This window comes from Microbacterium sp. FG3 (genome assembly GCF_057809335.1).
This window is the reverse complement of the sequence record NZ_JBMDJT010000024.1, coordinates 20,586-40,459: the sequence shown is the minus strand read 5'-3', so window position 1 is coordinate 40,459 and position 19,874 is coordinate 20,586. Positions and strand designations below refer to the sequence as shown.

At 72.4% G+C, this 19,874-nt stretch carries 17 protein-coding genes and 1 pseudogene; 3 read left to right on the top strand and 15 right to left on the bottom strand.

Annotation, left to right across the window (positions count from 1 at the left end; all coding sequences use genetic code 11):
• Positions 1-733 (bottom strand): annotated as a pseudogene (locus tag ACODR5_RS09270) (hypothetical protein); the annotation flags it as partial.
• Between the two features lie 133 nt (positions 734-866).
• On the opposite strand from ACODR5_RS09270, the gene ACODR5_RS09265 reads away from it, so the two are divergent.
• A complete protein-coding gene (locus ACODR5_RS09265) occupies positions 867-1,574 on the top strand; it encodes a DUF4191 domain-containing protein (RefSeq protein ID WP_460817613.1) in 708 nt (235 codons plus the stop codon).
• An 83-nt stretch (positions 1,575-1,657) separates the two neighbouring features.
• Here ACODR5_RS09265 and ACODR5_RS09260 read toward each other — a convergent pair whose 3' ends face one another.
• Complete coding sequence (locus ACODR5_RS09260) at positions 1,658-2,056, bottom strand: RDD family protein (protein WP_449855098.1); 399 nt, start codon at positions 2,054-2,056, stop codon at positions 1,658-1,660.
• A 167-nt stretch (positions 2,057-2,223) separates the two neighbouring features.
• On the opposite strand from ACODR5_RS09260, the gene glnA reads away from it, so the two are divergent.
• Complete coding sequence (gene glnA / locus ACODR5_RS09255) at positions 2,224-3,648, top strand: type I glutamate--ammonia ligase (protein WP_460817615.1); 1,425 nt, start codon at positions 2,224-2,226, stop codon at positions 3,646-3,648.
• A 157-nt stretch (positions 3,649-3,805) separates the two neighbouring features.
• On the opposite strand, the gene ACODR5_RS09250 is transcribed toward glnA, so the two are convergent.
• The 13 genes from ACODR5_RS09250 to ACODR5_RS09190 all read right to left on the bottom strand — a co-directional run bounded on the left by ACODR5_RS09250 (position 3,806) and on the right by ACODR5_RS09190 (position 18,792).
• On the bottom strand, positions 3,806-6,802 hold the full coding sequence (locus ACODR5_RS09250) for a bifunctional [glutamine synthetase] adenylyltransferase/[glutamine synthetase]-adenylyl-L-tyrosine phosphorylase (RefSeq protein WP_488983421.1): 2,997 nt from the start codon (positions 6,800-6,802) through the stop codon (positions 3,806-3,808).
• Positions 6,803-6,836: 34 nt separating this feature from the next.
• The gene (locus ACODR5_RS09245; RefSeq protein ID WP_449855095.1) at positions 6,837-8,174 is read right to left on the bottom strand and encodes a glutamine synthetase family protein; all 1,338 of its coding nucleotides are present in this window, start codon (positions 8,172-8,174) and stop codon (positions 6,837-6,839) included.
• Between the two features lie 58 nt (positions 8,175-8,232).
• A complete protein-coding gene (locus ACODR5_RS09240; protein ID WP_488983420.1) occupies positions 8,233-8,448 on the bottom strand; it encodes an SPOR domain-containing protein in 216 nt (71 codons plus the stop codon).
• A 21-nt stretch (positions 8,449-8,469) separates the two neighbouring features.
• Positions 8,470-8,652, bottom strand: coding sequence for a PspC domain-containing protein (locus ACODR5_RS09235; RefSeq protein WP_460817621.1), 183 nt, complete (start codon positions 8,650-8,652; stop codon positions 8,470-8,472).
• Between the two features lie 31 nt (positions 8,653-8,683).
• Positions 8,684-10,270, bottom strand: a complete 1,587-nt coding sequence (gene lnt / locus ACODR5_RS09230; RefSeq protein ID WP_488983419.1) for an apolipoprotein N-acyltransferase — start codon at positions 10,268-10,270, stop codon at positions 8,684-8,686.
• A gap of 185 nt (positions 10,271-10,455) precedes the next feature.
• A complete protein-coding gene (locus ACODR5_RS09225) occupies positions 10,456-12,843 on the bottom strand; it encodes a DEAD/DEAH box helicase (protein ID WP_488983418.1) in 2,388 nt (795 codons plus the stop codon).
• Between the two features lie 4 nt (positions 12,844-12,847).
• Positions 12,848-13,663, bottom strand: a complete 816-nt coding sequence (gene tatC / locus ACODR5_RS09220) for a twin-arginine translocase subunit TatC (RefSeq protein WP_488983417.1) — start codon at positions 13,661-13,663, stop codon at positions 12,848-12,850.
• Positions 13,664-13,669: 6 nt separating this feature from the next.
• Positions 13,670-13,936 (bottom strand): Sec-independent protein translocase subunit TatA, encoded by a 267-nt coding sequence (tatA, locus tag ACODR5_RS09215; protein WP_449855089.1) that lies wholly within the window; start codon positions 13,934-13,936, stop codon positions 13,670-13,672.
• 88 nt (positions 13,937-14,024) lie between these two features.
• Positions 14,025-14,996, bottom strand: a complete 972-nt coding sequence (locus ACODR5_RS09210) for a WYL domain-containing protein (RefSeq protein WP_449855088.1) — start codon at positions 14,994-14,996, stop codon at positions 14,025-14,027.
• Positions 14,993-15,985, bottom strand: coding sequence for a helix-turn-helix transcriptional regulator (locus tag ACODR5_RS09205; RefSeq protein ID WP_449855087.1), 993 nt, complete (start codon positions 15,983-15,985; stop codon positions 14,993-14,995). Before ACODR5_RS09205 ends, ACODR5_RS09210 begins: the two co-directional genes overlap by 4 nt.
• A 76-nt stretch (positions 15,986-16,061) precedes the next feature.
• On the bottom strand, positions 16,062-17,039 hold the full coding sequence (locus ACODR5_RS09200; protein ID WP_488983416.1) for an FKBP-type peptidyl-prolyl cis-trans isomerase: 978 nt from the start codon (positions 17,037-17,039) through the stop codon (positions 16,062-16,064).
• A 68-nt stretch (positions 17,040-17,107) separates the two neighbouring features.
• On the bottom strand, positions 17,108-18,115 hold the full coding sequence (locus tag ACODR5_RS09195) for a tRNA (adenine-N1)-methyltransferase (protein WP_449855085.1): 1,008 nt from the start codon (positions 18,113-18,115) through the stop codon (positions 17,108-17,110).
• Complete coding sequence (locus ACODR5_RS09190) at positions 18,112-18,792, bottom strand: HAD family hydrolase (protein ID WP_449855084.1); 681 nt, start codon at positions 18,790-18,792, stop codon at positions 18,112-18,114. Before ACODR5_RS09190 ends, ACODR5_RS09195 begins: the two co-directional genes overlap by 4 nt.
• Before the next feature lie 101 nt (positions 18,793-18,893).
• Between ACODR5_RS09190 and ACODR5_RS09185 the strand changes: the two genes are divergently transcribed.
• The gene (locus ACODR5_RS09185) at positions 18,894-19,751 is read left to right on the top strand and encodes a PAC2 family protein (RefSeq protein ID WP_488983415.1); all 858 of its coding nucleotides are present in this window, start codon (positions 18,894-18,896) and stop codon (positions 19,749-19,751) included.
• Positions 19,752-19,874: the final 123 nt, after the last annotated feature.

Here is a 19,874-nt window from a genome sequence, read left to right as displayed (position 1 = left end):
GCTCGCGCCGCGTCCGGCGGTCGGTGGCGCGGCCCGGCGCGACGGCGACCTGCTCGCCCTCATCGTCGCCCGGCGGCTCGAGCAGGCGCCCGAGCGGCCGCGGCGCGCAGGCCTCGAACAGCCGCTCCTCGAGCGCCTCAGCGGCATCCCCCGCCGCGTCGGGATCGTCGAGCCACCCGCACGCCTCGTCCAGCAGCCTGCGCACGATGCGGTCCTGGACGCCCGCGGCCGCCTCCTCCACGATCCGCGCCGCCGCGGCGCCGCAGTCCTCGCCGTCCGCCGCGTCGCGCAGCGCCGGGACGAAAGCCGGCCGTCCCTCGGCTGTGAGCCACCACGCGCCGCGCGACCCTTCGCCGCCGCGGGCGCGCCGCACCTCCCCCGCGCCGCGCAGCACGCTGACGGCGAGGGTCACGGCCTCGCCGCCCGACAGCGGCGGGGCCGCGCGCAGGGCGGCGTCGAGCCGGAGCACGCACCGCGACAGCACGGCATCGTGGCCGCGCGTGCGCCGAACGACATCGGTCACGCCGCACACGTGCTGCGAGCGGCCATGCGCCCACCCCGCCCACCCGGCGAGCTCCCCGACATCGACGAGCACGACGGTGTCGTCCCCCACGGCCGCGAGCTCGCCGGGGATGGGCGCCTCACCGGGCGCGAGGCGCCGGATCGGGCGGTAGGCGCCGCCGACGAGCTCGCCGTGCTCCTCGCCGCCGTCGATGGTCCGCTCCCACGTCATGCCTCCAGCGTGCGGCGCAGGCCGCCGGTTCGGGGCGCGGCGGCGGCATCCGTGGACCGATCGGTCCTTCCGGCACGCTGTGAGCGAGCCGAGCGGCACGTGGACGGCGCGGGCACTCGGTAGGCTGGAGGGTATGGCAGCACGCGGTACCGAGGCGGAGAAGCGCCCGGGATTCTTCTCTCAGCTCAGGCAGCTCTTCACGTTCACGCGCGAGGTGTTCGCGTGGCTGCCCTGGGCGCTGGCGGGCATCGTCCTCGCGGGCATCGGCCTGGGCGTGCTGCTCGCGTTCCTCCTGCAGCCGAACGTGTGGGGCTTCATCCTGTGGCCGATCTTCGGCCTCATGCTGGGCGTGCTCGCGTCGATGATCCTCATGACGCGGCTGTCGACCGTCGTCATGTACCGCCGCATCGACGGCATGCCCGGCGCCGCGGGCCACGTGCTCTCGACCATGCTCGGCCGGCGCTGGCGTGCCGACGAGATGCCGGTGGGCGTGAACCCCAAGACGCAGGAGGCCGTGTACCGCGCCGTGGGTCGCGGCGGCATCGTGCTCGTCGGAGAGGGTTCGCGCGGCCGCCTCAAGAAGCTGTTCCGCGACGAGCGGATGAAGGCCACCCGTGCCGCGCACGGCGTGCCCGTGCACGAGTTCTACGTGGGCCACGGCGAGGGCGAGATCCCGATCAAGGATCTCGCCAAGACCGTCAAGGCGCTCCCCAAGGCCATCGACCGCGCCACGATGGGCGCCGTCGTGCAGCGCCTCGAGTCGCTCGGCGGCACGATGTCGTCGCTTCCGATCCCCAAGGGCATCGATCCGATGCGCGCCCGCGCCCCGCGCCCGCGCTGAGCCTCGCCGCACGCCGAAGGGCCGCCCCACCGCCGATCGCGGTTCGGGCGGCCCTTTCGTCGTGCCGCGCGGCGCGATCCGGGTCAGGCGCGGACGAGCGCCGTTCCCGCCACGCCGTCGTGCAGGCCACGACCGTCCTGCCAGATGACGGCGGGGATGACCAGGCCCAGCAGCACCGTGCGCACGAGCGGGCGCCACAGCCCCGCCCACCCGCCGGTGGCCCGCTGCACCCGCAGGCCGAAGATGCGGTGGCCGGGGCTGCCGCCGATCGTCGGGATGAAGACGATGTGGATCGCCATGAACGTGAGGTGGATCGCCAGCGCCTCCGAGGCGAAGAACGTCGCGGCGATCACGTAGGCGGCCGCCCAGTCGATCGCGAGCCCGCCGATCCGCCTGCCGAGCGATCCGAGGCTCCCCGGTCCCGTGCGCGGCAGTCCCAGATCCCTGCCCGGATAGTCGGTGTCGGCATGCGCGTCGGTCACCCCTCCAGCCTACGGCGGGCCATCTGAGCGACCGCCGGACCCGGCCTGCCGCCGCCGCGTAACACCCCGGAAACATTCGGGACACCCTCGAGCAATGCCGCGCGGATACGGTCGGGGGGTCACCCGTGGAGGGTGTCCGACCCGAAGATCCCCAACCTGGAGCCTCAATGTTCAAAGATTCCTCCGAGGTGCTCAAGTTCATCAAGGACGAGGACGTCAAGTTCCTCGACATCCGTTTCACGGACCTCCCCGGTGTCCAGCAGCACTTCAACATCCCGGCTTCGACCGTCGACGAAGAGTTCTTCACGGTCGGACAGCTCTTCGACGGCTCCTCGATCCGCGGCTTCGCGAACATCAACGAGTCGGACATGCAGCTCATCCCCGACGTCACCACCGGCTACGTCGACCCGTTCCGCGAGGCCAAGACGCTCGTGATGGTGTTCGACATCTACAACCCGCGCAACGGCGAGATCTACTCGAAGGACCCGCGCCAGGTCGCCAAGAAGGCGGAGAAGTACCTCGCCGCCACCGGCATCGCCGACACCGCGTTCTTCGCCCCCGAGGCCGAGTTCTTCATCTTCGACGACGTGCGCTACGAGGTCACCTCGGGCAAGAGCTTCTACTCGGTCGACTCCGAGGAGGCGGCATGGAACTCGGGCCGCGAGGAGGAGGGCGGCAACCTCGGCAACAAGACGCCCCACAAGGGCGGCTACTTCCCCGTCTCGCCCGTCGACAAGCAGGCCGACATCCGCGACGACATCGTGCTGAAGCTCATCGAGGTCGGGCTCGAGGTCGAGCGCTCGCACCACGAGGTGGGCACGGCCGGCCAGGCGGAGATCAACTACAAGTTCGACACGATGGTCCACGCCGCGGACGACATCCTGAAGTTCAAGTACATCGTGAAGAACACGGCCGAGGAGTGGGGCAAGACCGCCACCTTCATGCCGAAGCCGCTCTTCGGCGACAACGGATCGGGCATGCACACCCACCAGTCGCTGTGGGCCGACGGCAAGCCGCTGTTCTACGACGAGAAGGGCTACGCCCAGCTCTCGGACGTCGCGCGCTGGTACATCGGCGGTCTGCTCAAGCACGCCCACGCGGTGCTCGCGTTCACGAACCCCACGCTGAACAGCTACCACCGCCTGGTCAAGGGCTTCGAGGCGCCGGTCAACCTCGTCTACTCGGCGGGCAACCGCTCGGCGGCGATCCGCATCCCGATCACGGGCTCGAACCCCAAGGCCAAGCGCATCGAGTTCCGCGCGCCGGACTCGTCGGGCAACCCCTACCTCGCGTTCGCGGCGCAGCTGATGGCCGGCATCGACGGCATCAAGAACCGCATCGAGCCGCACGAGCCGATCGACAAGGACCTCTACGAGCTGCCGGCCGAGGAGGCCAAGGGCATCCCGCAGGTGCCGAACTCGCTGCTCGACTCGCTCGAGGCCCTCGACAAGGACCGCGAGTTCCTCACGGCCGGCGGCGTCTTCACCGACGAGCTGATCGACACGTGGATCGAGTACAAGTACGAGAACGAGATCCTGCCGATGCAGCAGCGTCCGCACCCGTTCGAGTTCGAGCTGTACTACGGCGTCTGACGCCGTTCCACGCCGAGAAGGCCCGGTCCCGCCGTCCGCGGGGCCGGGCCTTCTCGCACGCGACGGGCCTTCCCCCACACGATTGCGCCAGGATCGTGTGGGGAACGGCGAGATCTGTGCGCCGAGGCGCGGCGGGTCGGCGTCGTGTTCCGCGCGATCAGCCGTAGAAGAGGTTCTCGAAGGCGCGGCGGGCGCGGCGCGACGTGCGCAGCCAGTCCTCCTCCAGCGCCGTGGCCGAGCCGGCCGGGTACTCCAGGATGCGGGCGATGCCGTCGAGGTCGCGCCGGTCGCTCGGCAGGACGTCGCTCGTGCGGCCCGTGAGCAGCGTGTTGGCCGAGCGCAGCCGCGACGCGAGCCGCCACGCCTCCTCGAGGCGTCGCGCGGGCTCGGCCGGCACGAGCTCCGCGTCCACGGCCGCCGCGAGGGCGCCGAGCGTCGAGGTCGTGCGCAGCCCCGGCACCTCGTGCGCGTGCTGCAGCTGCAGCACCTGCACGAGCCATTCCACGTCGCTGAGCCCGCCGGGGCCGAGCTTGAGGTGACGGCGCGGATCGGCGCCCTGCGGCAGTCGCTCGTTCTCGACGCGCGCCTTGATGCGCCGGATCTCCCGCACCTCCTGCGGATCCAGCTCCCCCGGGTATCGCACCTCGTCCGCCATCTCGAGGAAGGCCTCGATCAGGCTCGCCGATCCCGCGATCCCCCGCGCCCGCAGCAGCGCCTGCGCCTCCCACGACAGCGACCACCGGCGGTAGTACTCCCGGTACGCGTCGAGGGAGCGGACGATGGGCCCGTTGCGCCCCTCGGGTCGCAGGCCGGCGTCGAGCTCGAGCGGCACGCGGTGATCCTCGGACTGCTGGCGCAGCTCGGCGACGATGCGCTCGGCGTAGCGCTGCGCGCGCTGCGGATCCACACCCTGCGGCCGGTACACGTACAGCACGTCGGCGTCCGATCCGAAGCCGATCTCGGCGCCGCCGAAGCGCCCCATGCCGATCACCGCGATGTCGAGCGCGTCGTCCTCGGGCGGCACGACCTCGCGGCGCACGGCCCGCAGTGCCGCCTGGATCGTGACCTCCGTGATCGTCGTCAGCGCCGCCGAGAGCTCGCTGATCGTCACGGCGCCCAGGATCGACGCCATCGCCGCGCGCAGCAGCTCGCGACGACGCAGCGCGCGCACCGCCCGCATCGCGTCCTGCATCGTGGCGTGCCGGGACTGGATCGCGCGCGCCTCCTCGGCGAGCTGGGAACCGGCGCGCGGCCGCAGCTGCGCGCCGCCGTCCAGCCACGCGACCGACTCCGGGATCCACTCCATGAGCTCTCCGACGTACTTCGACCCCGACAGCAGCTTGGCCAGCGCGTCGGCGGCTCCCGCCGAGTCGCGCAGCATGCGCAGGAACCACGGCGAGGCCCCCAGCCGCTCGCTGATCCGGCGGAAGGCGATGAGGCCGTAGTCGGGATCGACCCCCTCGGCGAAGCGGCGCAGCATGACGGGCATGAGATGCCGCGTGATGGTGGCCTTGCGGCTGATGCCGCTCGTGAGCGCCTCGATGTGCCGCAGGGCGCCGCCCGGATCGTGGAAGCCGATCGCGGCGAGGCGGTCGTGCGCCTGCTGCGGCGTGAGCTGGCCCTCGTCGCTCGGCAGCGCGGCGACGGCCGACAGCAGCGGGCGGTAGAAGATGCGCAGGTGGATGTCGCGCACCTCGCGCTTGATGCGCTCCCACGCCTCGCGCAGACCGGAGCCGGTGGTCGCGAGGCCCGTGGCGCGCGCGAGCACGCGCACGCCGTCGTCGTCGCGCGGCATGAGGTGCGTGCGGCTGAGGCCCTGCAGCTGCAGCCGGTGCTCCATGAGCCGCAGCCGGCGGTAGTGGTCGTCGAACGCCGCGGCGTCGGCGCGGCCGATGTACCCACCGTCGGCCAGCGCCTCGAGCGCCTCGAGCGTGCCGCGCTGGCGCACCGCCTCGTCGGTGCGGCCGTGCACGAGCTGCAGCAGCTGCACGGCGAACTCGATGTCGCGCAGCCCGCCGGGGCCGAGCTTGAGCTGGTACGGCACGTCGTCGGGCGGGATGTGCTCCGTCACGCGCTCGCGCATGCGCTGCACGCCGTCGACGAAGCTCTCGCGCGCCGCGCTCTGCCACACCGCCGGCCGCAGCGCCGCGACGTACGCCTCGCCGAGCGCGGCGTCGCCCGCGAGCGGGCGCGCCTTCAGCAGCGCCTGGAACTCCCAGCTCTGCGCCCATCGCTCGTAGTACGCCACGTGCGACTCGAGCGTGCGCACGAGCGCGCCCTGCTTGCCCTCGGGCCGCAGGTTCGCGTCGACCTCCCACAGCGGCGGCTCGGCCTCGAAGCCCGAGATGCCCCGCATCGTCTGCACGGCCAGGCGCGTGGCGATGTCGACCGCGCGGCTCTCGTCCAGGCCGGATCCCTCGCGCGGGCCGGCGACGAAGATCACGTCGACGTCGCTGACGTAGTTCAGCTCGCGCGCGCCGGCCTTGCCCATGCCGATCACGGCCAGGCACGTGTCGGCCACCTCCTCGCGCGGGAACAGGCCCGCCCCGCCCGTGCCGGTGGCCACGCGCGTGCGGGCGACGGCAAGCGAGGCCTCGAGCGCCGCGCCGGCGAGGTCCGCGAGCGCGGCGGACACGGCCGGGAGCACCTCGACGGGCGCGGGCGCACGCAGATCGAAGGCCGCGATCCGCGCCAGCTGGGCGCGATACGCCACCCGCAGAGCGACCCACGCCGATTCGTCGCACGTCTCGGCGAACCCCTCCGCCGAGCCGACGGCGTCCCGCAGCGCGCGCCCCATCTCGTCGGCCGTCGGCAGCCGCTCCCCCGCCGTCGCCAGCTCGGCGAGGTGCTCGGGCCGCCGCAGGTAGAACTCGCCGAAGCCCCGCGACGCGCCCAGCAGCCGCCACGCCGTGCGCCGCGCGCGCTCGGGGCGCAGCGCGCCGGCCACCGCCTCGGCGTGGCGCCGCGCGATGAGCACGAGGCACGCCAATGCCTCGTCCGGGTCGGCCGCCTCGCCCGCGCCGTCGAGCAGCACGGCGCGCTCCAGGCCGGTGGCCTCGGCGAGCTCGGCGATGCGGTCCTCGGCCTCGTCGACGCGCGCGAACCCGAGGCGCACGAGCCCGGTGCGCGCGGCGGCCCGGCTGCCCGAACTCATGCGCGCGACCCGGCGTTCCTCGGCATCGTGCCGATCAGACGATGTCGAGGTGGTGACGCAGCTCGAAGGGCGTGATCTGCGAGCGGTACTGCTCGAACTCGCGCCGCTTGTTCGCGAGCACGTAGCTGAAGACCTGCTCGCCGAGCGTCTCGGCGACGAGTTCGCTGTCCTCCATGGCGGCGACGGCCTCGTCGAGCGTCTGCGGCAGCGCGCGGTAGCCCAGCGCGCGGCGCTCGGCGTCGCTGAGGGCCCAGACGTTCTCCTCCGCCTCGGCGGGCAGCTCGTACTCGTCCTCGATGCCCTTCAGGCCGGCGGCGAGCATGAGCGCGTACGACAGGTAGGGGTTCGCGGCCGAGTCGATGCCGCGGTGCTCCACGCGCGCCGAACTGCTCTTGCCCGGCTTGTAGCGCGGCACGCGCACGAGCGCCGAGCGGTTGTTGTGACCCCACGTGACGTAGCTGGGCGCCTCGTCGCCGCCCCACAGGCGCTTGTACGAGTTCACGAACTGGTTGGTGACCGCCGAGATCTCGCGGGCGTGCGCCAGCAGCCCCGCGACGAAGTGCCGGCCCACCTTCGACAGCTGGTACTCGGCGCCCTCCTCGTAGAAGGCGTTCACATCGCCCTCGAAGAGCGACATGTGCGTGTGCATGCCCGATCCGGGATGCGCGGCGAACGGCTTCGGCATGAACGTGGCGTGCACGCCCTGCTCGATCGCGACCTCCTTCACGACCGTGCGGAAGGTCATGATGTTGTCGGCCATCGCGAGCGCGTCGGCGTAGCGCAGGTCGATCTCGTTCTGACCGGGCCCGCCCTCGTGGTGGCTGTACTCCACCGAGATGCCGAGGTCCTCGAGCATGCGCACCGAGCTGCGGCGGAAGTCGTGGGCCGTGCCGCCCGGCACGTTGTCGAAGTACCCGGCGTGGTCCACGGGCTCCGGCCCGTCGGTGCCGAACGTGCGCGACTTCAGCAGGTAGAACTCGATCTCCGGGTGCGTGTAGAAGCTGAACCCGGCCTCGGCGGCCTTCGCGAGCGTGCGCTTGAGCACGTTGCGCGGATCGGCGACGGCGGGCTGGCCGTCAGGCATCGTGAGGTCGCAGAACATGGCGGCCGTCGGATCGACGGTGCCGCGCCACGGCAGGATCTGGAATGTCGAGGCGTCGGGGTGGGCCAGCAGGTCGGACTCGTGCGAGCGCGTGAGGCCCTCGATCACCGAGCCGTCGAACCCGATGCCCTCGGTGAAGGCGCCCTCCACCTCGGCGGGCGCGATCGCGAGCGACTTGAGCGTGCCGATCACATCGGTGAACCACAGTCGCACGAACTTGACGCCGCGCTCCTCGATCGTGCGCAGGACGAAGTCCATCTGCTTGTCCATCGAATCCTCTCCGAAGGGATGACGCCGGAGATCCCAGCCTAGTGGTCGGCGGGCGGATTCACGGTGCGGCGGACCCCGCGCCCCAGTCGTCCTCGCGGGCCTCCTCCTCGGCCCATTCGCGCGAGCGCGCGGCGAGGATCTCGTAGGCCCTCGCGGCCTCGTCGGCCGTGGCGAACGGGCCGATGCGGTCGGGGGCCGGCGACACGAGCCCCTGCTCCACCTCGCCTGTCTTGGAGTTGTACCAGAACTGCGCGTCCTGATCCTGATCGGCCATCTCGGCTCCTCTCGCTCGGCGTCAGTCGCTCGGGACGACGACCCACAGCGCGATGTAGACCGGGATCGTCCATCCGAAGAAGAGCACCCCGATCACGGCGAGCACGCGCACGAGCGTCGACGACAGACCGAACCGGCGCGCGATCAGCCCGCACACGCCCGCGAGCACTCGATCGCCACGGGGCCGCACCACGCTCATCGACATGGGGCCAGCGTAGCCGCCCGCGCCCCGGGCGTCACGGGGTCTCGTCCCCGGCACCCGCGTCGGCGCGCCGCCGCCGGCGCAGGACGCCGAGCACGAGCAGTGCGAGGAACGACCCGGCGGTGAGCAGGCCCGTGACCCACGGGCCCAGCACCACGCCCGCCGTCAGCCCGTCGCGCAGCTCGACGTCGGCGACGATGACGCCGGCCACGTCGACGCCCACCTGCGCGAGCGTGGCGCCGTCGGGCGCGATGAGCTGGCTCGTGCCGACGGTCGAGAGGTTCACGACGCTGCGCCCCGTCTCGATCGCGCGCATGCGCGCAAAGGCGAGCTGCTGCAGGTTCTCGTCGGTGCCGCGGAAGTCGGCGTTGTTCGTCTGGAACAGGAAAACCTGGGCCCCGTCGCGGATCCCCTCGCGGATGAAGGAGTCGTCGATCACGTCGAAGCAGATGGCCAGGCCGGCCGCCGTCCCGGCGAGGTCGAACACGGGCGAATCCGTGCCGGGGGTGTACTCGCGCCCGATCATGCCGATGAGGGACGGGGCGATCGCCTCGTAGAACGCACGGTCGGGCACATATTCCCCGAACGGCACGGGGTTGCGCTTGGAGTGCGTCTGATCGAGCCCGTCGGCCGTCCACAGCATCGACATGTTGTACACGTCGTCGCCCTCGGCGCTGGCCGCGTTCATGAGCAGCGGCGCGCCGTGGTCGTCGGCGACGTCCTCGAGGATGCGCGCGACCGACCGCTCTGCGCGGGGATCGGCGTCGACGCCGCCCTCCGGCCAGAGGATGACGTCGAGGTCCTCGCCCTCGAGCTCGCGTGTGGCCGCGAGCTGCGCGCGCAGCACGTCGAGGTAGTCGCGCTCGTCCACGTACGCCGCGGGGCCGTTGCCCTGCACGGCGCCGACGCGGATCGTGCCGGCGGGGCTCGTTGGGAACTGCGGCACGAGCGCCAGGATCGCGAGCACGACCCCCGCCGGGGCGGCGGTTCCGGCGATGCGGGCGCGGGTCGCGCGATCCTGCGCGCCGCTCCTCGCCCGCGCAGACGCACGCACGACCTCGATGAGCATCGCCGCGAAGAGCACGACGAGGAAGGTCAGGCCCGTCACGCCGATCCACGACGCCACCTGCGCGAGCGGCGAGCTCGACATGCTCATGCCGATCCGGCCCCACGCGAAGCCGCCGTACGGCCACGAGCCCATCACGACCTCGCGCGCGGTCCACAGGCCGGCCACGAGGGCGGGTACGCCGATCAGCCGCGCCCAGCCGCCCCAGGCGTCGGTCCAGCGGTACGCGAGCGCGAGCAGGATCGCACCGAGCGCCATGAAGACGCTCTCGACGCCGGCCAGCGCGACCCACGGCACCCACGCGAGCTCGTTGTCGCCGAGGAATCCGGCCGCCCAGTCGACGTGCGGGTAGTAGAACGCGGTGGCGAAGGCGAGGCCGACGAGGAACGCCGCGCCGGCGCGGCGGCCGATGAGCGTGACGAGCGAGATGCCCACGGCGACGAAGGCGAGCGGCCAGATGCCGACGCTCGGGAAGCTCGCATCGAGCGCGAGCCCGCCGGCCGCCGCGACGGGGACGGCCGCCCACAGCGGCAGCGGCGGGCGGCGTTCGGGCATGAGGAGAAGCCTATTCCGCCCGAGCCGAGCGACGGCTGCGACCCTGGGCTTCGGCACGGGCGGCGGGTTGCTCTGGTCGCTTCATCTGCGCGGCTGCGCCGCTCCGTTCAGCAACCGACGGGTGTGACCACCATCGGTTGCTGAACGGAGGCGCGAAGCGCCGGAGATGAAGCGACCACCGCAAGCTACACGGCGGAGTAGGCGACGATGCCGCGGCGCACCTGATCCAGGGCCCGCCGGGCCGTGCGCGCGAGGTCGCCCGAGGCGGTGCCGGAGAGCTGGTCGAGCAGGTCGATCGTCTGCTTCGCCCAGCGCACGAAGTCGCCGGCCGCCATGTCGGCCTCGCCGAGCACGCGGTCGAGCATCTGGCCGCGCGCCCACATGTGCATCGCCTGCGCCAGGCCCGTCGCGACCTCCTGCGTGCCGGGCAGCCGGTGATCCTGCTCCAGGTCGTCGAGCCGCGCCCACAGCTCCTGCGTGCGGCTGAGCGCCTCGCGGAAGGGACCGCGCGGCAGCGGATGCCCGCCCAGCTCCTCGCGCCCGCGCGGCTCGTAGACGAGACAGCAGGCCAACGACGCGAGCGCCGGGGCGTCGAGCCCCTCCCAGATGCCGGCGCGCAGCGATTCGGCCACGAGCAGGTCGCGGTCGCCGTAGATCCGCTTCATGCGCGCACCGGCCTCGGTGAGCGTGGCCTCGTTGCCGTCGAGCACGACGTAGTCCAGCTCGACGAGCACGTCGATGATCCGGTCGAACCGCCGCGCGACCGTGCCGGTGCGCGAGGCGATCTGCTTGCGGATGCGATCCGTCTCGCGCTTGAGCTTCTGGTACCGCTCCCCCCAGCGCGCGTGTTGCTCGCGGTCGGGGCACTTGTGGCACGCGTGCCGCGTCATCCGCTTGCGCAGCGCGGTGATCTGGTGCGTGCGCTGCTCGCGCTGGGCGCGCGAGGCGCCCGTGTCGCGCCGCTGCGCCTTCTCGAGGTCGCCCAGCTCGCGGCGCATGCCCGAGTACTCGAGGAAGTCGCCGCGGTCGCACGCCATGGCGTCGGCGTAGCCCTCGAGCGAGCCCTCCGCGTCCTTCACCTGCTGCGCGAGGCCGACGACCGAGCGGTCGGCCTGGAACTGCGCGAACGACGACTCGAGGATCGCGCGGGCCCGGCGCCGCCCGAACTGGTCGATGAGGTTCACGGCCATGTTGTAGGTGGGCCGGAACGAGGAGTTGAGCGGGTACGTGCGGCGCGAGGCGAGGGACGCGACGGCCTCCGGATCGAGCTGGTCCGTCCACTGCACGACCGCGTGGCCCTCGACGTCGATGCCGCGGCGTCCGGCCCGGCCCGTCAGCTGCGTGTACTCCCCCGGCGTGATGGGCACGCGGGATTCGCCGTTGAACTTTTCGAGCTTCTCGAGCACCACCGTGCGGGCGGGCATGTTGATGCCGAGCGCGAGCGTCTCGGTGGCGAAGACGGCCTTCAGCAGCTTGCGCTGGAACAGCTCCTCCACGACCTCCTTGAACGCCGGCAGCAGTCCGGCGTGGTGCGCCGCGACGCCGCGCTCGAGGCTGTCGCGCCACTCCCACCAGCCCAGCACGCCGAGGTCCTCCTCGGCGAGCGTGCCCGTGCGCTCGTCCACGATCCGGCGGATCTCGGCCCGCTCGTCCGCGGTCGTCAGGCGCAGGCCGCTGCGGCGCACCTGCTGCACGGCCCCGTCGCACCCGGCGCGGCTGAAGATGAAGAAGATCGCGGGCAGCAGGTTGGACCGCTCCAGCAGCCGGATGACGTCGGGCCGGTCGATCCGCGGCATCCGCGGTCCCGGTCCCGCCCCGCCCCGCCCGCCGCGGCGGCCGCCGCGCCGGCGCCCGTCGAACGTGCGATCGTACGCGCCCGATCCGCCCCCGCCGATCCGCAGCAGCTGGCGGTTCACTCGGCCTGCGGCGGCATCGGCGCGTTCGTCGAACAGCGGCAGCAGGTCGCCGCGCACGAGCACGTGCTGCTCGAGGGGCACGGGGCGGGTCTCCGACACGATGATCTCGGTGTCGCCGCGCACCGTGCCGAGCCAGTCGCCGAACTCCTCGGCGTTCGAGACCGTGGCCGACAGCGACACGAGCCGCACGCTCTCGGGGAGGTGGATGATGACCTCCTCCCACACGGCGCCGCGGAACCGGTCGGCGAGGTAGTGCACCTCGTCCATCACGACGTACCGCAGGCCCGTGAGCGACGACGAGCCGGCGTAGATCATGTTCCGCAGCACCTCGGTCGTCATCACGACGACGCGCGCGTCGCCGTTGATGTTGACGTCGCCGGTGAGCAGGCCGACGTTCTCCTCGCCGTACACGTCCTGCAGCTCGCGGAACTTCTGGTTGGACAGCGCCTTGATCGGCGTCGTGTAGAACGCCTTGTCGCCCGGGGTCTGCATCGCCAGGTGCACGGCGAACTCGCCCACGATCGTCTTGCCGGCGCCCGTCGGCGCGGCCACGAGCACGCTGCGCCCCTCCTCGAGCGCCTCGCAGCCGGCGACCTGGAACGGATCCAGCTCGAAGCGCTGCTTCGCCGCGAACGCGGCCGTGACGGGATGCCTCATGCGGCTAGACCTCGACGTACAGGTCGGGGTTCTGCTTCCGCTTGCGGCGGTCGAACAGCAGCGAGATGATGCCGGCGGCCAGGTAGAGCACGAACAGGATCGCGGCGAGCACGAGCATCGTGACGATGTCGGCGGGCGGCGACGCCATCATCCCGAAGATGAGGGCGATGATGAGCGCGATGCGCCAGCCCTTCACGATGGTCTTGCCGCTCACGACGCCCGCGAGGTTCAGCGCCACGAGGAACACCGGCAGCACGAAGGAGACGCCGACGATCGTGATGAGCTTGAAGACGAAGTCGTAGTAGGCGGACGACTCGTAGAACTGTGACGCGAAGGCCTCGTTCGGCACGAACTCGCTCATCACGAGGATGATGTTCGGCAGCAGCATGATCGCGACGAAGCAGCCCCCGAAGAAGAGCGGGATGGCGGCGCCGAGGAAGCCGACGGTGTACCAGATCTCCTTCTTCTTGAGCCCGGGCATGATGAACGCCCAGATCTGCCACAGCCACACCGGCGCGGAGATGATGAGGCCGATCGCGAACGAGATTCGCAGCCGCATGTCGAACGCGCTCGTGATGCCCGTGTAGGCCAGGCGCGTGAAGTCGTCGCCGAGCTTCTCGCTCACGACGGAGATCGGGTACAGCAGCCCCTGGATGACGAGATCCGTCAGGAAGAACGCCGCGATCATGCCCGCGAGCAACGCGATCGCGGCGATCATCAGCCGCCGCCGCAGCTCGAGCAGGTGGCCCGCCAGGGTCATCCGCCGTTCGTGGGGCGGCTCGTCCTCCTCGATGGTCACGTCTGCGTCAGCCGTGGCCACCGCGCGCTACTGCTTGTGCTCTTCGCCGGGCAGCTTCTGCGCCGGCTCGCCGTTCACCGTGTAGCCGGGCTGCGGCTCGGCGGCCTTGGACTGCACGGTCGACGCGGACGGCTCGGCCGGCGTGCCGTCGTCCTTCATCTGCTTGATCTCTCCCCGGAAGACGCGGGCCGACTGGCCGAGGCTCTTCGCGAGCGCGGGGAGCCTCGCGGCACCGAAGATCAGCAGGATGACGGCCAGGATCAGCAGGATCTGCCAGGGGCCCATGTTGCCCATGTTCACTCCGAACGTCGGGGGATGCGTGTACGCAGGGCCAGTGTAACTCGCGCGCCTCCGGGGACGTCCTCGAATGACCCGTGCGTCGTCAGTCCTCGCCGTACAGCGCGAGGGCGGCTTCGGCCCACTCCGCCGCGGCCCGCCGGGCGGCGGCCGGCTCGAGGATCTCGACCGCGCCGCCGCGCCGCGCCGCCAGCCGCTTCAGGCTGCGCGCGTCGGCCACGCGCAGGCGCGCGGTCGTGACGCCGCCCCCGTCCTCGCGCTCCGCGCGGTCGAGGTACTCTCCCACGAGCGGGGCCAGCTCGGTGCGGAAGCGGATCACCGCGACCTCGTCGTCCGCGCCGGGCTCGAACAGCTCCGGTACGGGCTCGTGCGCGTGCTCGGCGGGGATGTCGGTCAGGCGCGGGGCGCTCACCCGCTCGAGGTGGAAGGTGCGCATGGCGCGGCGCAGGTGGCACCAGCCCTGCAGGTACCACTGGCCGTTGGAGATGAGCACCTTGACCGGATCGACCGTGCGCGTCGTCTCGGGCGCGTCGGGGGCGCGGTACGTGAACGACACCGCCACGCGGTCCCGCAGCGCGCGCGCCACGACATCCCTGACCTCGTCGACCCGCGGCGGCACGATCACGACGTCGGCCGGCGCCGCCGAGGCGCCGGCGGCGAGCTTGGCGATCAGCCCCGTGACGACGTCGGACCCCGCAACGCCCGGCATCGCGCTGGCGAGCCGGAGCCCGGCGAGCAGCGCGGCGGCCTCGCGCGAGGTCAGGCGCGGCGCGCGATCCAGCGCCGGGGCGTACGTGATGGCGATCCGATCCCGCTCGTCGAGCAGATCCCAGTCGATGTCGAACATTTCGCCCGGCATCTGCCAGTACTCGTCCGATCCGGGCAGGCCGATGACGGTGAGCTTCTCGACCATCGCCCGCATCTGCGCGGGCGTCACGCCGAACTCCCCCGCCGCCTCGGCCAGCGAGACCTCGCCCCGCTCGAGCAGGTACGGCACGAGCGTGAGCAGCAGCTGCACGCGGTCGCTCGAGACGAGCGCGGGACGCCGGCCGCTCATGCCGCCCCCTCCCCGCTCGCGGCGTGCAGATCGCGGGCGGCGCGGAGCCGCTCGATCACGGCCGCGCGCAGATCGGCGGGCTCGACCACCCGCACCTCCGGCCCGTACGAGGCGAGCTCGTCGGCCAGGATGTGCCGGTCGACATAGGGCACGCGGATGCCCTGCGCCTGCTGCTCGCCGCGCCGGCCCAGCCGCAGCGCCGCCTCGGTGCCCGGCGTGACCTCGAGCAGCGCCGACTGACGCGCCGCGACCTCCTCGAGCCCGCGCTGCGCGCGCTCGCCCGCGCCCTCGCGCAGGGCGGGATCGAAGCGCTCGCGCGTCGCGACGACGTCGCCCACGATGCGGCTCAGCAGGAACGTGCGGTCGCCGCCGGCGCCGAGGTCGTGGCAGTACACGTGCCAGCGCGCCTCCCAGTCCACGAGCGCGAGCGGACGCACCCGGCGCCGGCGCGGGTGCTCCTCCCCCGGCTTCAGGTAGTCGAACTCGACGACGACGCACTCGTCGATCGCCTCCTGCAGCGGGCCGAACGCCGCCTCGCGCGCCGTCATGCGCGGCGCGAAGCCGAGGATCGGCTCGTCCACGTCGATCCCGAGGGCGCGGATCTTGCGCAGCCCGCGCTGGGCGTCCTGCGAGAGCGATCCCTCGCTCCACACGCTGCCCGCCAGGCTCAGCACCGCCAGCTCGGCCGGGGTGAACGCGAGGTCCTCCGGCAGGTCGTACTCGGCCTTGGGGATGCGGTACCGGGCCTCGCGGAGGTCGTTCGGATCGCTCGCGTCGCCGATCGTCTCGACCGGCACGCCCACGCGTCGCAGCTCCTCCTTGTCGCGCTCGAACATCTTCTCGAGCGCCTCGGACGAGGCGGCGCCCTGACGCTGGCGGTATCCCGACACGTTGTCGAGGATCTGCTGCTTGGTCAGGCCGATCTCCGTCGCCATGAGCGCGACGACGAGGTTGAGCTGTCGCTCTTCAGGGGGGATCGCGGCGGCCACCCGCCCATCCTATGGGCGGAGCGCGCCACGCCGCCGCGTCGGCGCGAGCCCCGCACCGGAGCCGACTCGCGACGGATCAGGAAGCCGGCTCGACTCCGACGATGTCGATGACGAACACGAGCGTCGCGTTCGGCGGGATCGTGGCGCCGCTGCCCTGCTCGCCGTAGCCGAGCTCGGGCGGGATGACGGCGAGCACCTGCGAGCCGACCTTCTGCCCCTCGAGCGCCTGCCAGAAGCCGGGGATGATGCCGTCGGCCGACGCGCGCAGCAGCGCGCCGCTGTCCCACGACGAGTCGAACACGCTCTTGTCGTCCCACGTCACGCCCGTGTACTGCACGATCGCGGTGTCGTCCGCGCCGATCTCGGCGCCGTCGCCCTGCAGCAGCGTCTGGACGACGAGCTCCTGCGGCGCGGGCGCGTCGGGCACGGTGATGCCGGGACGCCCCTCGGGGGTGCGGACCACCGATGGTACACCCGCCTCGGCGTTGTAGACCGGGCTGCCCCATGCGGCGGTCGGGTACACGTCGCGTACGTCGACGACGGCGATGACGCCGCCCTGGGCCGGGAAGCCCTGCATGGCGTACTGGGCGCGCGTGGCGTCCTCGACGTCGTCCTCGCTGAGCGCGACCACCGTGCGCGTGCCGGCCGGCGCGCACGTGAGCGCGTCCTCGAGGCCGGGGAACTGCGTCAGCCACGTGCCCACGCGAGTGGGCGCGGCGTCGGCCTCGTACGAGGTGCCGATGATGGGGTCGCCGGTCTCGGCCGAGAACAGCGACATGTCGACGACGCCCGGCTGATCCAGGTCCTCGATCGCGGGGCCGTCGCCCTCGGTCACGTCGGCGAAGATCGATCGATCGGTGTCGAACGGCTGGTTCAGCGAGATCTCGGGGATGTCGCCCTCGCGGCCCGTCACCTCGATGGCGTGCGCGACCGCCTCGTTCTGGTCGGGGCGGGTGCAGTCGGCGTCCGCGTTCGGGCCGGCGGCCGGGGCGCAGGCCACCAGGCTCAGGCCCGCCAGGGCGGTCACGATGAGGGCAGCGGGAGTCTTACGCACGCATCGCAGTCTAAGCGCGCCGGGCCGATCGCCCGAATCCGTCGCGGGCGGGAACGCCGGGCGCGCGTTCAGTCCTCGGCGTCGTCGGCCGCGCGCGCCGCCGCGGCGATGCGGGCGCCGTCGCGCGCCTTCTCCGCCTCGCGGATGCGCTTGCGCAGGTTCTTGTCGGTGATCTCGCGATCCCCGACGCCGCCGGGCGTCCAGATCTCGAGATCCTCGTCCGAGTAGCTGCGCTTGGACGCGCGTCGCTTCACCTCGGGCGGCACGGCGCCGGGGGCGAGCCGCCGGGCGGAGATGAGGAACCCCGTGTGGGCGACCATCCGGTGGTCGGGGCGCACCGCGAGCCCGTCCACGTGCCAGCCGCGCACCATCGTCTCGTTCGCATCCGGCTCGGTGAACGCGCCGAGCCCGCGGAGGAACTCGGCGGTGCGCGAGAGCTGCGTGGCGGTGGCGACATAGCAGATCACCACGCCGCCCGGCGTGAGCGCATCGGCCACGGCCGGCAGCACCTCCCACGGCGCGAGCATGTCGAGCACGACGCGGTCGACGCTGCCCGGCTCGACGGCGCGCGGCAGCTCCTCGGCCAGGTCGCCCTCGCGCACCTCCCAGTGCGGCGGCAGCTCGCCGAAGAACGTCTCGACGTTCGCCGTGGCGACCTCGGCGAACTCGGCGCGCCGCTCGAAGGAGATCAGGCGCCCCTCGGGACCGATCGCGCGCAGCAGCGACAGCGACAGCGCGCCCGATCCGACGCCGGCCTCCACGACGACGGCGCCGGGGAACACGTCGGCCTGCACGACGATCTGCGCGGCGTCCTTCGGGTAGACGATGGCGGCGCCGCGCGGCATCGACATGACGAAGTCGCGCAGCAGCGGGCGCAGCGCGAGGTACTCGTGACCCGCGCTGTTCTCGACCACCGAGCCGTCGGGCTGGCCGACGAGCTGGGCGTGCTTCAGCACGCCGTGGTGGGTGTGCAGCTCGCCGCCCTCGCGCAGGGTGATGGTGTGCATGCGGGCCTTGGGGCCCGTCAGCTGCACGCGGTCGCCGTAGCGGAACGGGCCGCGGGGCTTGTCGATCATCGGGCGGACTCCTCGGAGGCGCGGTGGCGGGCGTGCAGGGCCGCGAGGTCGTCGACGCCGCGCCCGTCCAGCCCCTTCCAGACCTCGGCGGCGCCGAGCCCCTCGAGCGAGAGCAGGTTCTCGACGCCGAGGGCCGTGGCGCCGGAGGCGATGGCCGAGCGCAGCCCGTTGGGCGAGTCCTCGAGGGCGACGCAGTCGCGGATGTCGACGCCCAGGGCGCGCGCCGCCTGCAGATACGGATCGGGGAACGGCTTGGGGCGCTCCACGTCGTCGCCGGCGACGATGAGGTCGAACGCGGGGAAGTCGATGAGATCGACGACCGCGCGCGCCATGCGGTGCAGCGACATCGTGACGAGCGCGGTCTTGACGCCCGCGTCGCGCAGGCCGAGCAGCAGCTCGCGCGCGCCGGGGCGGAACGGCACGCCCGAGGTCTGCGTGCGGCGGATGACCTCGGCCGTGAGGTGATCGACGATCGCCTGCGGCTCCATGTCGACGCCGCGGCTGCGGATGATGCCGGCCGAGTCGAGCAGCCCGAGGCCCACCACCTGCAGGGCGTCCTCGTGGGTCCAGGTGCCCCCGTACGAGGCGATCAACTCCGTCTCGGCGGCGATCCAGTACGGCTCGGAGTCGACGAGGGTGCCGTCCATGTCCCACAGCACGGCCTGAGGCGTAGTCATCGACTCAGCCTATCCGGCGCATCCTGCGCGCTCCGCCCGCGCGGAGAGCCCGCGGGCGCGCATCCGGTCGTAGGGTGAAGAGAACGGCGGAAGGGAGACCGGTGACGGCACGCGAGCAGAACACGCTTGGCGGCAGGATCCTCGTGGCGGCGTTCGACGGATGGAACGACGCCGGCGAGGCCGCGACCAATGCGATCGAGCAGCTGCGACGCACCGGCGCCTACGAGCCGGTGTTCTCCGTCGATCCGGAGCTGTACTTCGACTACCAGTACACGCGCCCGATCATGCAGGCGGACGGCGAGGGCGGCCGCTCGCTGAAGTGGCCGGAAGCGACGCTGCACCGCCCGACGCGCCCGTCGCCGGTGGAGCTGTGGCTGCTCACGGGCGTCGAGCCCGCGCGCGCCTGGCGCGCCTTCACGAGCGAGCTGCTCGACGTGGCGCTGCGCGAGGACATCACGGGCCTGGTCACCCTCGGCTCGATGATGTCGGACGTGCCGCACACGCGCCCCATCGCCGTGACGGTCACGAGCGAGAACGAGCCGCTGCGCACGGCCCTCGAGCTGGAGCGCAGCGCGTACGAGGGCCCGACCGGCATCATCGGCGTGATCGCCGACGCGGCCGAGCGGGTGGGCATCCCCGCCGTGTCGCTGTGGGCGAGCGTGCCGCACTACGTGGCGAGCCACGCGCCCTCCCCCAAGGCCACGCTCGCGCTGCTCGAGCGCCTGGCAGAGCTGAGCGGGGCCGACGTGCCCCGCGGCACGCTCGAGACGGAGGCCGCCGCGTGGGAGGCGTCCATCGACGCCGGCGCCGCGGACGACGAGGAGATGAGCGAGTACATCCGCCACCTCGAGGAGAACCGCGACACGGTCGAGTCCCCCGAGGCGTCGGGCGACGCGATCGCCAAGGCCTTCGAGCGCTACCTGCGCCGCGACGGCGACGACCCCCGCGGCCGCCGCTGATCAGAAGAAGCCCGTCTCGATCCGTCTCCCTGACGATGCGCTCGAACTGATGGACTGGGCCAAGCAGGACGCGGCCAGCCGCGGTGGTGGCCAGCGGCCCCCGGTACAGCTCGGCCGCCGTGG